At 69.9% G+C, this 13,339-nt stretch carries 12 protein-coding genes; 7 read left to right on the plus strand and 5 right to left on the minus strand.

The features are described 5' to 3' along the window. The coding region (locus ACTB72_RS16365; protein WP_463038074.1) for a hypothetical protein at window positions 1-312 on the plus strand (312 nt) is incomplete at its 5' end. 4 nt (window positions 313-316) lie between these two features. On the opposite strand, the gene ACTB72_RS16370 is transcribed toward ACTB72_RS16365, so the two are convergent. After that, window positions 317-1,123, minus strand: coding sequence for a ThuA domain-containing protein (locus ACTB72_RS16370; RefSeq protein ID WP_463038075.1), 807 nt, complete (start codon window positions 1,121-1,123; stop codon window positions 317-319). Between the two features lie 83 nt (window positions 1,124-1,206). Between ACTB72_RS16370 and ACTB72_RS16375 the strand changes: the two genes are divergently transcribed. Beyond that, entirely contained in the window at window positions 1,207-2,280 is a 1,074-nt protein-coding gene (locus ACTB72_RS16375) for a LacI family DNA-binding transcriptional regulator (protein ID WP_463038076.1), read from the plus strand. 11 nt (window positions 2,281-2,291) lie between these two features. On the opposite strand, the gene ACTB72_RS16380 is transcribed toward ACTB72_RS16375, so the two are convergent. Beyond that, window positions 2,292-3,041, minus strand: coding sequence for an MFS transporter (locus ACTB72_RS16380; RefSeq protein WP_463038077.1), 750 nt, complete (start codon window positions 3,039-3,041; stop codon window positions 2,292-2,294). 91 nt (window positions 3,042-3,132) lie between these two features. After that, window positions 3,133-4,872 carry an arginine--tRNA ligase gene (argS, locus tag ACTB72_RS16385; RefSeq protein WP_463038078.1) on the minus strand — a complete coding sequence of 580 codons (1,740 nt, stop codon included), beginning with the start codon at window positions 4,870-4,872 and terminating at the stop codon, window positions 3,133-3,135. Window positions 4,873-5,199: 327 nt separating this feature from the next. Between argS and ACTB72_RS16390 the strand changes: the two genes are divergently transcribed. Beyond that, window positions 5,200-5,796, plus strand: coding sequence for a CHAP domain-containing protein (locus tag ACTB72_RS16390; RefSeq protein ID WP_463038079.1), 597 nt, complete (start codon window positions 5,200-5,202; stop codon window positions 5,794-5,796). Between the two features lie 137 nt (window positions 5,797-5,933). Here the strand turns inward: ACTB72_RS16390 and ACTB72_RS16395 are convergent, their stop codons facing one another. After that, on the minus strand, window positions 5,934-7,109 hold the full coding sequence (locus ACTB72_RS16395) for a deoxyguanosinetriphosphate triphosphohydrolase (protein WP_463038080.1): 1,176 nt from the start codon (window positions 7,107-7,109) through the stop codon (window positions 5,934-5,936). A 146-nt stretch (window positions 7,110-7,255) separates the two neighbouring features. Here ACTB72_RS16395 and erpA point away from each other — a divergent pair, with 146 nt between their 5' ends. The 4 genes from erpA to ACTB72_RS16415 all read left to right on the plus strand — a co-directional run bounded on the left by erpA (window position 7,256) and on the right by ACTB72_RS16415 (window position 11,277). Next, window positions 7,256-7,618: an iron-sulfur cluster insertion protein ErpA gene (gene erpA / locus ACTB72_RS16400; protein ID WP_463038081.1), complete on the plus strand. Its 363-nt coding sequence runs from the start codon at window positions 7,256-7,258 to the stop codon at window positions 7,616-7,618. A gap of 416 nt (window positions 7,619-8,034) precedes the next feature. Further along, the gene (locus tag ACTB72_RS16405) at window positions 8,035-8,925 is read left to right on the plus strand and encodes an MBL fold metallo-hydrolase (RefSeq protein ID WP_463038082.1); all 891 of its coding nucleotides are present in this window, start codon (window positions 8,035-8,037) and stop codon (window positions 8,923-8,925) included. Window positions 8,926-9,011: 86 nt separating this feature from the next. Continuing rightward, complete coding sequence (locus tag ACTB72_RS16410; protein WP_463038083.1) at window positions 9,012-9,452, plus strand: protein tyrosine phosphatase family protein; 441 nt, start codon at window positions 9,012-9,014, stop codon at window positions 9,450-9,452. 58 nt (window positions 9,453-9,510) lie between these two features. Then, a complete protein-coding gene (locus tag ACTB72_RS16415; protein WP_463038084.1) occupies window positions 9,511-11,277 on the plus strand; it encodes a SulP family inorganic anion transporter in 1,767 nt (588 codons plus the stop codon). A gap of 159 nt (window positions 11,278-11,436) precedes the next feature. On the opposite strand, the gene ACTB72_RS16420 is transcribed toward ACTB72_RS16415, so the two are convergent. Beyond that, entirely contained in the window at window positions 11,437-12,969 is a 1,533-nt protein-coding gene (locus ACTB72_RS16420; RefSeq protein WP_463038085.1) for a gamma-glutamyltransferase family protein, read from the minus strand. Window positions 12,970-13,339: the final 370 nt, after the last annotated feature.

A 13,339-nucleotide genomic window follows, 5' to 3' on the forward strand; every position in this document is an offset into this window, starting at 1 on the left:
TACAAGATGCCCGGCGGCAACACCCTCTGGGAAGAACTGGTGCGGCGCTATGATCGCGGCGTGGCCGAGGTCGCCGCGATGCGCGCGCAATGGGCGACGCTCAAGCCCAAGATCGATGCCGAGCGCTGGACCAAGACCGATGTCTTTCTGGGCGTGCAGCAGCGCGAGGCGTTGTGGTGGCGCGATGCCAGCCTTGCCTATTGGATGTCGCTCAACGGACTGAAACTGCCTGCGGGATCACCAGCCCCGCAGCACAGCCTCGAGCACTACAAGCAGCTGCGCTTCCCGTTTCCCCCCGGCAACCCTCAGTAACGGCTCAGCAGCGTTTGCCGGCCGCCCAGTCGATCGCGTTGCCGATCAGCGTGCGATGCAGCGGCTCGGCATAGCTTTGCGCCTGATGGCCCAGCGCGGAGAACACCGACCGGCCCTTTGCCACGCAGCGGGTCCAGACGATCGGGTGCAACGCGCCCATCCGCTGTTCGGGAACGGGGCGATAGCTGGCCTCGTCGAGCGTCGCGAGGATGCGCGTGCCCTGGCCGGTCGGCACCCGGTCGAATGTGTACCACTCCTCGGTGCGGGTCCATTTGACCGGGATGCCGCGCATCACCCGGTGTCCGGGCTCGGTGACGTGGATGTCGCCCTGCTGAAACTGGTCGGGCTTCGAGGTGTGCCCGTTGAAATGCACGCCCAGCAGCGCGTCGCGGTACCAGGTCCAGTCGTAGGTGTGGTCGCCGCCCGCGCCATGCAGCAGCACGACGCCGCCACCTGTTTCCACCCATTGCCGGAACGCCTTGCGCTGGTCGTCGGTGAAGATGTTGCCGCTGTTCGAATTGAGCACGACGACGCGGAATTTCGCCAGATCGCGCGGGTTCATGATCGCGGCGTTCTCGGTGGCGAAGACATCGCGCCCGCCGTCATTGGCGATCTGCTGGACGGCCTTGGTGGCGGCGACGATCTGCTCGTCATCGCGAAAGCCGTTGGTCTTGGACAGCACCAGCACCGCGCCGCGCTTCAACGGCGGCACCTGCGGCGCGACCTCGTCCATCACCGGTGTCGGCCAGTATTTCGGGTTCTTGACATAGGGCGCCTGTTGCAGCGCCATGGCTATCAGGATTTCGATCATATCTCGCCTTTCCGTTCATCTCAGTTTATTGGGCGCAGCCTGGGCTTTGGCCCGAAAGTCCCTTCGTTTCCGAAAGAATGCGCATGAAAGAACCTCGCGGCCCCCGGCGTCAGCGCAACGTTCCGACGATCAGCGATGTGGCGGCGCATGCCGGTGTTTCGCCGATGACGGTCAGCCGGGTGATCAACGCCGAAACCAATGTGCGCGACGAAACCCGGCGGCGGGTGGAAGAAGCGATCGCCGCGCTGAATTATGCGCCCAACGCCGCAGCGCGAACGCTGGCCGGCGGCGATGATATCCGCATCGGCCTGCTCCACTCGAACCCCTCGTTCGCCTATCTCAGCGAGTTTCTGGTCGGCAGCCTCGATCAGGCCAGCCGCAGCAACGTCCATCTGGTGGTCGAAAAATGCGACGAGGATGGCGGCGAGGCGGCTGCGATCGATCACCTGCTGCGCGGACGGATCGATGGCGTGGTGCTGCCGCCCCCGCTCAGCGATTCGCTTCCCATCCTCTCGGCGCTCAAGGAACGCAGCATTCCCGTGGTCGCGGTGGCGACGGGGCGCGCGCCAGACTGGGCGCTCTCGGTGAGCATCGACGACCGGCAGGCGGCGTATGACATGACCCGGCATCTGGTCCAGCTGGGCCATGCGCGCATCGGCTTCATCACCGGCAACCCCAACCAGACCGCGAGCGCCGAGCGGCTGGAGGGCTATCGCGCCGCGCTGAAGGAAGCGGGGTTGAGCGCCGCAGCGGATCTGGTCGCCGACGGCCTGTTCACCTATCGCTCGGGCCTCGATGCCGCAGAACAGCTGCTTGAGCGTGCCGATCCGCCGACTGCGATCTTTGCCGCGAACGATGACATGGCCGCCGCGACAGTGGCCATTGCGCATCGCAAGGGGCTCGACGTACCGGGCGATCTGACGGTGTGCGGGTTCGATGACACCGCGCTTGCCACGACGATCTGGCCCGAACTGACCACGATCCGCCAGCCGGTGATCGAGATGTCGCGCCAGGCGGTTGAGCTGCTGGTCCGCACCATCCGGGGCGGCAAGGGGGCAAGCAAGGATTGCGAGCACGTGCTCGCCGATTACGAGCTGATCCGCAGGCAGTCCGACGCGGCCCCGCGCCGTCGCCCGACGACGCGCAAGCCGCGCTGACCGGATGGGCATCAGCCCTTCATATCTTCCAGCTCGACTCCGCGGGTCTCGACCACCATCTTGCTGACGAAGAAGAACGAAACCGCCGCGAAGAAGGCATAGCCCATATAGGTGAAGGCAAGGCCCGGCGAGGCGGCCAGCGTCGGGAAGCTCACCGAAATCGCGGCATTGGCGATCCATTGCGCAAAGCCTGCCACCGCCAGCCCCGAGCCGCGGATCTGGTTGGGGAACATCTCGCCCAGCATCACCCACATGATCGGACCCCAGCTGAGGTTGAAGAAGATCACGTAAAGGTTGGCGGCGATCAGCGCGATGACGCCATTGTTGCCGGGCAGCGATACGCCGCCGTCCGCGCCGGTAACCGCGGTCGAGAACGCATAAGCGACGACCGCCAGGGTCACAGCCATGCCCGCCGAACCCAGCAGCAGCAATGGCTTGCGGCCGACCCGGTCGACCAGCAGGATGGTCGCAAGGCATGCGCCGATCGAAAGCACGCCCGACAGGATGTTGGTCACCGCGAGATCGGTCCGCTCCAGCTTGATGCCGCCCGGATCCTCGGGAACCATCCGCATCGGCCCCTCTTCGGCCCGCAGGAACGGCACCAGTCCGGCGTCGCGGGTCAGAAGCCCGTGCCCCCAGCTCACCAGTCCCGCGGCGAGCCCGATGGCCGCCGCCGCGCCGGCCGCGAGCGCCGCCTGGCGCGCCCAGCCGCGCCGGGAGTGGAAATCATATCCGTAGGGGTCGCCCGCGAGGTCGGCCATGTAGATCGCGCCTGTCTGTTCGGCCCGGTCCCCCGGTGTTCCGGGTGGGCGCGGGCAATTCTGCTCGAGCCCGCCCGGCGTCCCGTGCGCTTCAGCGCATCTCGTCCAGAGGGGTCACGCCTAGGATACCCAATCCCGCCGCAATGACAACCGAAACGGCGCGCACCAGCGCCAATCGGGCCGCCGTGCCCTCGGGATCGGCCTCCTGCACGTAGCGCAGCCGGTGCTCGTCCTTGCCGCGGTTCCACATGCCGTGGAAATCCGACGCGAGTTCATAGAGGTAGAAGGCGATCCGGTGCGGCTCATGATGGCGGGCCGCCGCCTCCACCAGCCGCGGCCACTCGGCGACCTTGGCGGCGAGCGCCAGCTCGGCCGGATGGTCCAGCGGCGCGAGCCCGGCCTGGTCCGTCGCCACATGCGCCAGCCCCGCCGCCTCCGCCGTGCGGAAGATCGATTTGGCCCTTGCATGCGCATATTGCACGTAGAACACTGGATTGTCCTTGGACTGCTCCAGCGCCTTGGCGAAGTCGAAATCCAGCGGCGCGTCGTTCTTGCGGGTCAGCATCACGAAGCGGGTCACGTCGGCCCCGACCTCGTCCACCACATCGCGCAGGGTGACGAAGGTCCCCGCCCGCTTCGACATCTTGAACGGCTCGCCGTTCTTGTAGAGTTTCACCAGCTGCGTCAGCTTGATGTCGAGCGGCACCCGCCCGTCGGACAAGGCCGCCGTCGCCGCCTTCAGCCGCTTCACATAGCCCCCGTGATCCGCGCCGAACACGTTGATCAGCTCGTCGAAGCCGCGCTCCACCTTGTCGAAATGGTAGGCGATGTCGGGCGCGAAATAGGTCCAGCCGCCGTCCGACTTCTTCAGCGGCCGGTCCACGTCATCCCCGAAATCGGTGGAGCGGAACAGGGTCTGCGGCCGCGGCTCCCAGTCGTCGTCGACCTTGCCCTTGGGCGGCGGCAGGGCGCCGGTGTAGATCAGCCCCCTGCCCTCCAGCGCGGCCACCGCCGCCTCGATCCGCCCGCCCGCATAAAGCGACTTTTCGGAGAAGAACACGTCCATCTTCACGCCGAGCGAGAGCAGGTCGGCCCGGATCAGGTCCATCATCAGCGCGATGGCGATGTCGCGGATCTTCACCAGCCACACCGACTCCGGCTGGTCGATCAGACTGTCGCCGAAGCGGTCCTTCAGCGCCTGCCCGACCGGCACCAGATAGTCGCCCGGATAAAGCCCGTCGGCGATCGTCGGCTCCAGCCCGTTGGCCTCGCGGTAACGCTCATAGGCCGACCGCGCCAGCACGTCGACCTGGGCGCCGCCGTCGTTGATGTAATATTCGCGGGTCACCTCGTAGCCGGCGAAATCCAGCATCGAGGCGAGCGCGTCCCCGAACACCGCCCCCCGCGTATGGCCCACATGCAAGGGCCCGGTCGGATTGGCCGAGACGTATTCGACATTGACCTTGCGCCCCGCGCCGACGGTCGAGCGTCCGTAATCGGTCCCCGCCGCCAGCGCCGCCGCCAGGGCCGCCCGCCAGCTCTCGGGCACGAGCCGCAGGTTGAGGAAGCCGGGGCCCGCGACCTCGGCCGACAGCACCCGCGGGTCGGCGACCAGCTTGGCCGCCAGCGCCTCGGCGATGTCGCGCGGCTTCATCCTGGCGGGCTTGGCCAGCACCATCGCGGCGTTGGTGGCCATGTCGCCATGGGCGGCGTCGCGGGGCGGCTCGACGGTGACGTTTTCGGCGGAGAGCCCGGCGGGGATCGCGCCCTCGGCGGCGAGCGCGTCGAGGCTCTCGGTCACGAGGATCTTGATATCGGCGAACAGGTTCATCGGACGGCTCCGCGGCGCAGGTTTTGGCCCGGATCGCCCGGGCCGGGCACATCTACCACTCCGGCCGCGCGGGTCAACGCGAGCGTCGGCGCTTCGGCGGGGCCGACCCGCGTCAGGCGGGGGCGCGCGACGTCGGCCCGGGGGATCCGACACGACGCAAACCGGCGGGATCTTGCGGATTTCGGCCGTCCGCCGCAACATCGCCATGCTTTCGACGCCGCATCGCCGCGGAACTGCCGGAGCAGGCGGCCCGCTCCCCTCGTCTCTGCGCATCGCGGGGCCGGATCGGGAGAGCGCGGGCCGGACGCACGCAGGAGAGGGGACGCCATGTCACGAGGCAAGACCGACGTCTTCGACGTCATCGACCTGGACCGCCCCGTCGCGTCCCAGGTTCCGGCCGAGCTGCCCTGGCTGGCGGAGGCGGCGCGGATGCTCGACATCCGCCATGCGCCCGGCCTCTCCCGCGGGGCGAACCGGCTCAGCCTGATTTCGCGCATCGACCGCAAGCTGCCCTTCGACCTGCCCTGGTGCGGCGCCTTCGTCGCGCATTGCGTGCGCGCCGGGGCGCCGGAGGCGAAGCGGCCATGGTTCTACATGCGCGCCCGTCCTTGGCTGAACTGGGGGGAGCCGGCGCGCCCGCAGGTCGGCGCGCTGCTGGTGTTCTGGCTGCGCTGGGAGGGCAGCCCGTTCGGCCATGTCGGCTTCTGCTGGGGCGAGGACGACGACCATTTCCACGTGCTCGGCGGCAACCAGCGCGACCGCATCGCGATCGAGCGCTTTCCCAAGCATCGCCTGCTGGGCAGCCGCTGGCCCGCCGGCCAGCCCCGGCTCGACCTCGTCCGCAAGGCCCCGCCCGACGCCGCCGCGCTGACCGAGCATGCCGAAGACGAGCCGCCCGCCGACAGTCCCGCCGCCGCCGGCTGACCGCCGCGGGAGCGGAAAGGCGGCGCGGATGGACCCCGCCGGCGCGGACGAAACGGCATACGCCCGGTGCACGCATGTCACCCCCCGGTTCCGGCGCGCGCCGTCCTCCCGGACGTCCTCCCGCCCGGGGGCGGCGCCTAGACCCGGCTCATCGGATCGGTCAGTTCGCGATGCTCCTGCAACGCGAATCTGTCCGTCATTCCCGCGATATAGTCCGCCACGACCCGCGCCCGCCCGGTGTCGGAGACCGCGTGCCGCGCGCTCTCGCGCCACTCGTCGGGCAGGACGCCGGGGGTCTCCATGTAGATCCCGAACAGCTCGTCCACCACGCCCGCCGCCTTGCGCCGCATCCGCGCGACGCGCCAGTGGCGATACATGCGTTCGAACAAGAACCCGCGGATCGAACCCAGATCCGCGGTCATACTCGCCGAAAATCCGACGACCGGCCCGCTAGCCGCCCGAACATCCTCGACGCTGTTCGGCGACAATTCGGCGATCCTCAGCCGCGACGTCTCCAAAACATCTTCCACCAACGCCCCGAATACCCGCCGCAACGCCTCATGTTGCCGCCGCCCGCCATCGAGCCCCGGCCAGCGCCGGTCCACGTCGCGGAAACAATCGCCCACGATCGGCAGGTCCATCAGATCCTCGACCTGAAACAGCCCGGCCCGCAATCCGTCGTCCAGATCATGGGTGTTGTACGCGATGTCATCCGACACCGCCGCCGCCTGCGCCTCCGCCCCGGCATGGGTGTGCAGCTCAAGGTCATGTCGCGCCACATATTCCGCCAGCGCATAGTGCAGATCCTCGGGGTCCGCGTCGGGCCCGGGCGTCAGCGGTCCGTTATGCTTGGCGATCCCCTCCAACGTCTCCCAGGTCAGGTTCAGCCCGTCGAACTCGGCGTAGCGCGCCTCGATCTCGGTCACGATCCTGAGCGCCTGGGCGTTGTGGTCGAAGCCGCCATAGGGTTCCATGCAGGCGTGGAGCGCATCCTCCCCGGTATGCCCGAACGGCGTATGGCCAAGATCGTGAGCCAGCGCCACCGCTTCCGCCAGCTCCTCGGTCAGGCCCAGATCCCTCGCTATGGTGCGCGCCACCTGCGCCACCTCGATGGAATGGGTCAGCCGGGTGCGGTAATAATCCCCCTCATGCTCCACGAACACCTGGGTCTTGTGCTTCAGCCTCCGGAACGCCGAGCAATGGATGATCCGGTCGCGATCCCGCTGGAACGGCGTGCGATGGGCGCTTTCCGCTTCCGCGTGGAGGCGCCCGCGCGAGGCCGCCGGGTCGCTGGCATAGGGCGCGAGGGGCATGGTCTGTCTCCGCCTGGGCGAGGCATAAGCGCGGCGCGAGGGCCCCGCGAAGGGGGCGCGTCGCCGGAACCGCTTGCGTCCCGGCCCTTCGCGCCTACATTATGCGAGCCTCTTACGCCATTCCGACGCACGGGAAAACCGCATCCATGTCCGGTTTCGAACTGCCGACCCTCGACCTCGCCGCCCTGCCGCCGCGGGTCACCGACCGCGCCTTCGCCCGTCTCGCCGAGATCGCCGAGGACGCCGGCGCTCCCGCCATGCTGCGCGTGGCGGTGGAGGGCGGCGGCTGCTCCGGCTTCCAGTACGAGATCAAGCTGGAGGAGACGGCGGCCGAGGACGATCTGGTGCTGGAGAAGAACGGGCAGAAGGTGCTGGTCGACCCGGTGTCCCTGCCCTTCCTCGCCGGCGCGGTGATCGACTTCACCGAAGAGCTGATCGGCGCGAAATTCGCCATCGAGAACCCCAACGCCACGTCGTCCTGCGGCTGCGGCACGTCGTTCTCGCTGTAACTCCGGCGCTCCGCCCCGAGGGCGGGAGCCGCGCGACCCTCCTCGCGCCTGCGACGACGGCCCGCCCGCGCGGCGGGTGATCGTCGTGAAGGTTGCGCCGGGCGCCCTGAGGCCGACCGCACGCCCAGACCTTCCGCCGCAGGCGGCGCCGAAGGGTCGAGCCCTTGCGCGGACCCGAGACAAGGGTCGCGCCCGCACTTGCGGGCTCCGTCGGTTTGCCCCCACGACGCCACGCCCTCACCCCACCTGCCTCCGACATGCCGCCCTTGACCCCGGCGAACGCCCGCCGGCATATTCCACGCGGAGATTCTGCGGAATTACCTATTCCGTTTTCAGAATATCTCATTATCTATTCCGGGAACGCCGATCCGCTCGAAGCGATCCGGCCCCCTGACCCTCCGACCAGGAAGCGTCCCATGTCCGCTGACACAGCCGCCGCCGCCCCGAACCCTGAAGTCACCGCCTTTTTCGACGAGCCGACCAACACCGTCACCTATGTGGTCCGCGACCCCGGCTCCTCCGCCTGCGCCATCGTCGACTCGGTGCTCGACTACGACGCCCCCTCGGGCCGCACCGACACAAGCTCCGCCGACGAGGTCATCGCCTGGGTTAAGGCCAAGGGCTACGCGGTCGAATGGCTGCTGGAGACGCATGTCCACGCCGACCACCTCTCCGCCGCGCCCTACCTGCAACGCGAGCTCGGCGGGCGCATCGGCATCGGCGAGAACATCCGGATCGTGCAGGACACCTTCGGAAAGATCTTCAACGAAGGCACGGAATTCGAGCGCGACGGCTCCCAGTTCGACCAGCTCTTCAAGGAGCAGGACCGCTTCGCCATCGGCGCCCTGCAAGGCTTCGTGCTGCACACGCCCGGCCACACGCCCGCCTGCCTGACCTATGTGATCGGCGACGCCGCCTTCGTCGGCGACACCCTCTTCCAGCCCGATTTCGGCACCGCGCGCTGCGATTTCCCCGGCGGCTCGGCCCATGACCTGTGGCTCTCGATCCGCAAGATCCTCAGCCTGCCCGACGCGACCCGCATCTTCACCTGCCACGACTACAAGGCGCCGGGCCGCGACACCTACGCGTGGGAGAGCACGGTCGGCGAACAGCGCGCCAGGAACGTGCATATCGGCGGCGACAACACCGAGGCCGACTTCATCCGCATGCGGACCGAGCGGGACGCGAAGCTGGGCATGCCCAAGCTGATCATCCCCTCGATCCAGGTGAACATGCGCGCCGGCCAGATGCCGCCCGCCGAGGACAACGGCACCGTCTATCTGAAAACGCCGATCAACCGCTTCTGAGCGGCCGAGGCCGCCCGATCTCGTCGCATCCCCCCCGCCTGCGGACCGGGGGGGGTGCGGCCGCCGCACTTTCCGGAGACGACGCCATGAACCCCAGACCGATTTCGCCCGAGCTCTCGGTATCGCCCCAGCTCACGCTCGACGACGTGAGCCTCGCCGCCGCCGCCGGGATCCGGACCATCCTGTGCAACCGGCCCGACGGCGAAGGGGACCAGATCCCCTCGGCGGCGATCCAGGCGGCGGCGGAAGCCCATGGCCTCGCCTTCGCCTACATCCCCGCCGCCAGCGGCGCGGTATCGGACGAAGCCGCGCGCGACTTCGCCGAAGCGCTCGCCACCCTGCCCGCCCCCATCCTCGCCTATTGCCGATCCGGCACGCGCTCCGCCACGCTCTGGGCGCTGGCCATGGCGGAGACGGCGCCAACCGACGCGATCCTCGCCGCGACCGCGGGCGCGGGCTACGACCTGACGTCCCTGCGCGGCCGGCTGGAGGCGCGCGCCGCGCCGACCGAGGGCGACGCCGCCTGACGGCGCCGCCGCGCCCCTCCGCCCGACCCACGCGCCCCCTCACCAAGGCCCATCCCCCATGCTGAAGCGATACCTGCCCTGCCTCGACTGGGGCGCGACGTATGATCGGGGGGCGGCGACGGACGACCTGATGGCGGCGGCGATCGTCACCATCATGCTGATCCCGCAATCGCTGGCCTATGCGCTGCTGGCGGGGCTGCCGCCGGAGGTCGGGCTCTACGCCTCCATCGCGCCGCTGCTGCTCTACGGCGTCTTCGGCACCAGCCGGGCGCTGGCGGTGGGGCCGGTGGCGGTGGTGTCGCTGATGACCGCGGCCGCCGTGGGCCAGGTCGCGGCGCCGGGCACGGCGGAATATTACGGCGCGGCGATGGCGCTGGCGCTGCTCTCGGGCCTGATGCTGGTGGGGATGGGGGTGCTGCGGCTGGGCTTCCTCGCCAATTTCCTGTCGCATCCGGTGATCTCGGGCTTCATCACCGCCTCGGGCATCCTGATCGCCGCCAGCCAGCTGAAGCATATCCTCGGCGTGACCTCCGGCGGCGGGACCTTGCCGGAGATGCTGGGCGGGCTGGCCGGGGCCCTGCCCGAGATCAACCCGCCCACGGCGATCATCGGCCTGTCGGCGGCGGCCTTCCTGTTCTGGACCCGGCGCGCGCTGAAACGGCTGCTGCTGGCGCGGGGCGCAGGGCCGCGGCTGGCCGATGCGGTGGCCAAGGCCGGCCCGGTGGCGGCGGTGGCCGTCACCACGCTCGCCACCTGGGGGCTGGGGCTGGAGCAGGCGGGCGTCGCCATCGTCGGCGAGGTGCCGGGCGGGTTGCCCCCGATCGGGCTGCCGCCGATGGACCTGGAACTGTGGGCGAGCCTCGCGGGCTCCGCCCTGCTGATCTCGGTGATCGGCTTCGTCGAGTCCGTCTCCGTCGCCCAGACGCTCGCGGCCAAGCGCCGTCAGCGGATCGTGCCGGACCAGGAGCTGATCGGGCTCGGCGCGGCCAATATCGGCGCGGCGCTTTCGGGCGGCTATCCGGTGACGGGGGGGTTCGCGCGCTCGGTGGTGAATTTCGACGCGGGCGCGCGGACGCCGGCGGCGGGGGCGATGACGGCGGTGGGCATCGCGCTCGCCACGCTGTTCCTGACGCCGGCGCTGCATTTCCTGCCCAAGGCGACGCTGGCCGCGACCATCGTGGTGGCGGTGCTGAGCCTGGTGGACCTGGGCGCGCTGCGCCGGACCTGGCGCTATTCGCGCTCGGACGGGGCCGCGCAGATCGCCACCATCGCGCTGACGCTGCTGGTGGGGGTGGAGGTGGGCGTGGTCGCGGGCGTCGCCGTGTCCATCGCCCTGCACCTGCGCCGGACCTCCATCCCGCATTGCGCCGTCGTCGGCCAGGTGCCGGGGACCGAGCATTTTCGCAATGTCGACCGGCACCATGTGGTCACGGCGCCGGATCTGGCGACGTTGCGGGTGGACGAGAGCCTGTGGTTTCCGAACGCCCGGTTCCTGGAGGACCGGATCCTGAACCTCGTCGCCTCGAACCCGGCGCTGAAGGACCTGGTGCTGATGTGTCCGGCGGTGAACGGGATCGACGCCTCGGCGCTGGAAAGCCTGGAGGAGATCGACCGTCGCCTGCAGGATGCGGGCGTGCGCCTGCACCTGTCGGAGGTGAAGGGCCCGGTGATGGACCGCCTGCGCGGCACCCATTTCCTGGAGCAGCTGTCGGGAAAAGTGTTCCTGACCCAATACGACGCCGTGGCGGCGCTGCGCCCCGACCTGGCCGAGGCCACGCTGCGCGCGCCAAGGGCGGAAACCTTGAAGACCCTGCCCGCGGCATGACCCGAGCCCGTTCCGGGCACGCCGTCGCCTCCGCCTGCAAGCGGCCTTCGGGTCGGGCGGCGTCGCCGCTTGCGCCCCGGTCCAACGCCGCGCGGGCGCTCCGGCGCAATCCTCGCAGCGGTCGTCGCGCGGCCCCCCGAAGGGGGCCGCGTCGCGCGCTCAGTAGCCCAGCGCGCAACCGTCCTTGCGCGGGTCCGACGCGCCGATCAGCACGCCGGCCTCGCGGTCGACCGTGATCATCTGCGCCCCCCCGATCGGCGTCGGCGGGGTCGTCAGCTTCTGGCCGCGGGCCTCGAGCCCCTCGCGAACCTCCGCCCCATAGCCCCGCTCCACCTGCATCGCCGGGCCCACGCCGAAGGCCCGCGGCGCGTCGATCGCGGCCTGGCTCTCCATCCCGTAATCCACCAGGTTCGACAGCACCCGAACATGGCCGTTGGGCTGATAGGCCCCGCCCATCACGCCATAGGTCCGCGTGACCTTGCCGCCCTCGCGCACCATCGCCGGGATGATGGTGTGCAGCGGCCGCTTGCCGCCCGCGGCCTCGTTCACATGGCCCTCGGTCAGCACGAAGCCGGCGCCGCGGTTCTGCAGCAGCACCCCGAACTTGTCCGTGGCGATCCCCGAGCCGAAATTGTGGAAGATCGAGTAGATCAGCGAGATCTTGGTCAGGTCGCGGTCCACCACGGTCAGATAGATCGTCTCCTTGTGCACCGCCTCCGACGCCTCGGCCGGCGACGCCATGGTCCGCTGCGGGTCGATCAGCGCGGCGAGCTTCGCCGCCGTCCCGTCCGCCAGCATATGCGACATGCGCAGGGCCGAGCGCTCGGGATCCGCCACGAAGCGGTCGCGCGCGTCATAGGCGAGCTTCGCCGCCTCCGCCTCGATATGCGCCCGCTCCGCCCCGAACGGCGCCATGGAGGCGAGGTCGAAATGCTCGAGGATCTTGGCGAGCAGCAGCGCGGTGACGCCGTGGCCGTTGGGCGGCAGCTCCACCAGCTCGGTCCCGCGATAGGAGCCGATCATCGGCTCCACATAGTCGCAGGACGCGGCCGCGAAATCCGCCATGGTGTGGGTTCCGCCGAGCGCGTTGAGCGCGGCGACCATGTCCTCGGCCACCTCGCCCTCATAGAACCCGGCGCGGCCCTGGGCGGCGACGCGGCGCAGCACTTCGGCCTGCCCCGGCGCGCGGAAGGTCTGGCCGGCGCGCAGCGGCTTGCCGTCGATCAGGAAATGCTCCCGCGCCCGGCCCTGCAGGATGTCGCCCGCCTGCGCCCAGTCATGCGCCACGCGGGGATGCACCACGACCCCCTCCTCGGCGTAGCGGATCGCCGGGGCGAGCACGCGGTCGAGGCCCAGCCGCCCGTGATCCGCCGACAGCCGGCAGAAGGCGTCCATCGCCCCCGGCACGGTGACCGCGTGAGGGGAATATTCCGGCATCCGGGTCAGGCCTTCATCGCGCAGCGCCGCCGCCGACAGGCCTGCCGGCGCCCGGCCCGAGCCGTTCAGCCCGATGATCGACTCCGCGCCCTCCTTGTCGATCAGCGCGAACATGTCGCCGCCGATCCCGGTCATCGCCGGCTCGCCGATGCCGCAGACGATCGCCGCGGCGATGGCCGCGTCGATGGCGTTGCCCCCCGCCTCCAGGATCTCCACCGCCACCTTGGAGGCGAGAGGATGCGAGGTCGCCGCCATCCCGTTGGCCGAATAGACGGCGGAGCGCCCCGGCAGCTGGAAATCGCGGGTGCGGGGGAAGTCGGCTTGGCTCTGGGGCGTCGAGGCGGTCACGCGGGAGGTTCTCCGTATCAGGTCTGGATCAGGTCGGGCCTCGGTTCCGTCGCAACGGGCGCGGGGCCGCCGGGCATGCGGGGCGGGCGGCGCGGGCGTCCGCTTCGGGCGACCCGCGCGCGAGATTAGGCGGTTCCCCGCTTCATGCAATGGTGATCCCGCAGGATGGAAAGCGACAGGCCGGCGCTTCGCCTCAGCCCCCACCCCTCCGCGCCCGCCCGCGCCCCGCCGCGCGGGCGGGCGGCGACGGCCTGGCGCCCGGGTCGTCGCGCGGTTC

It is taken from the genome of Albimonas sp. (genome assembly GCF_055129145.1).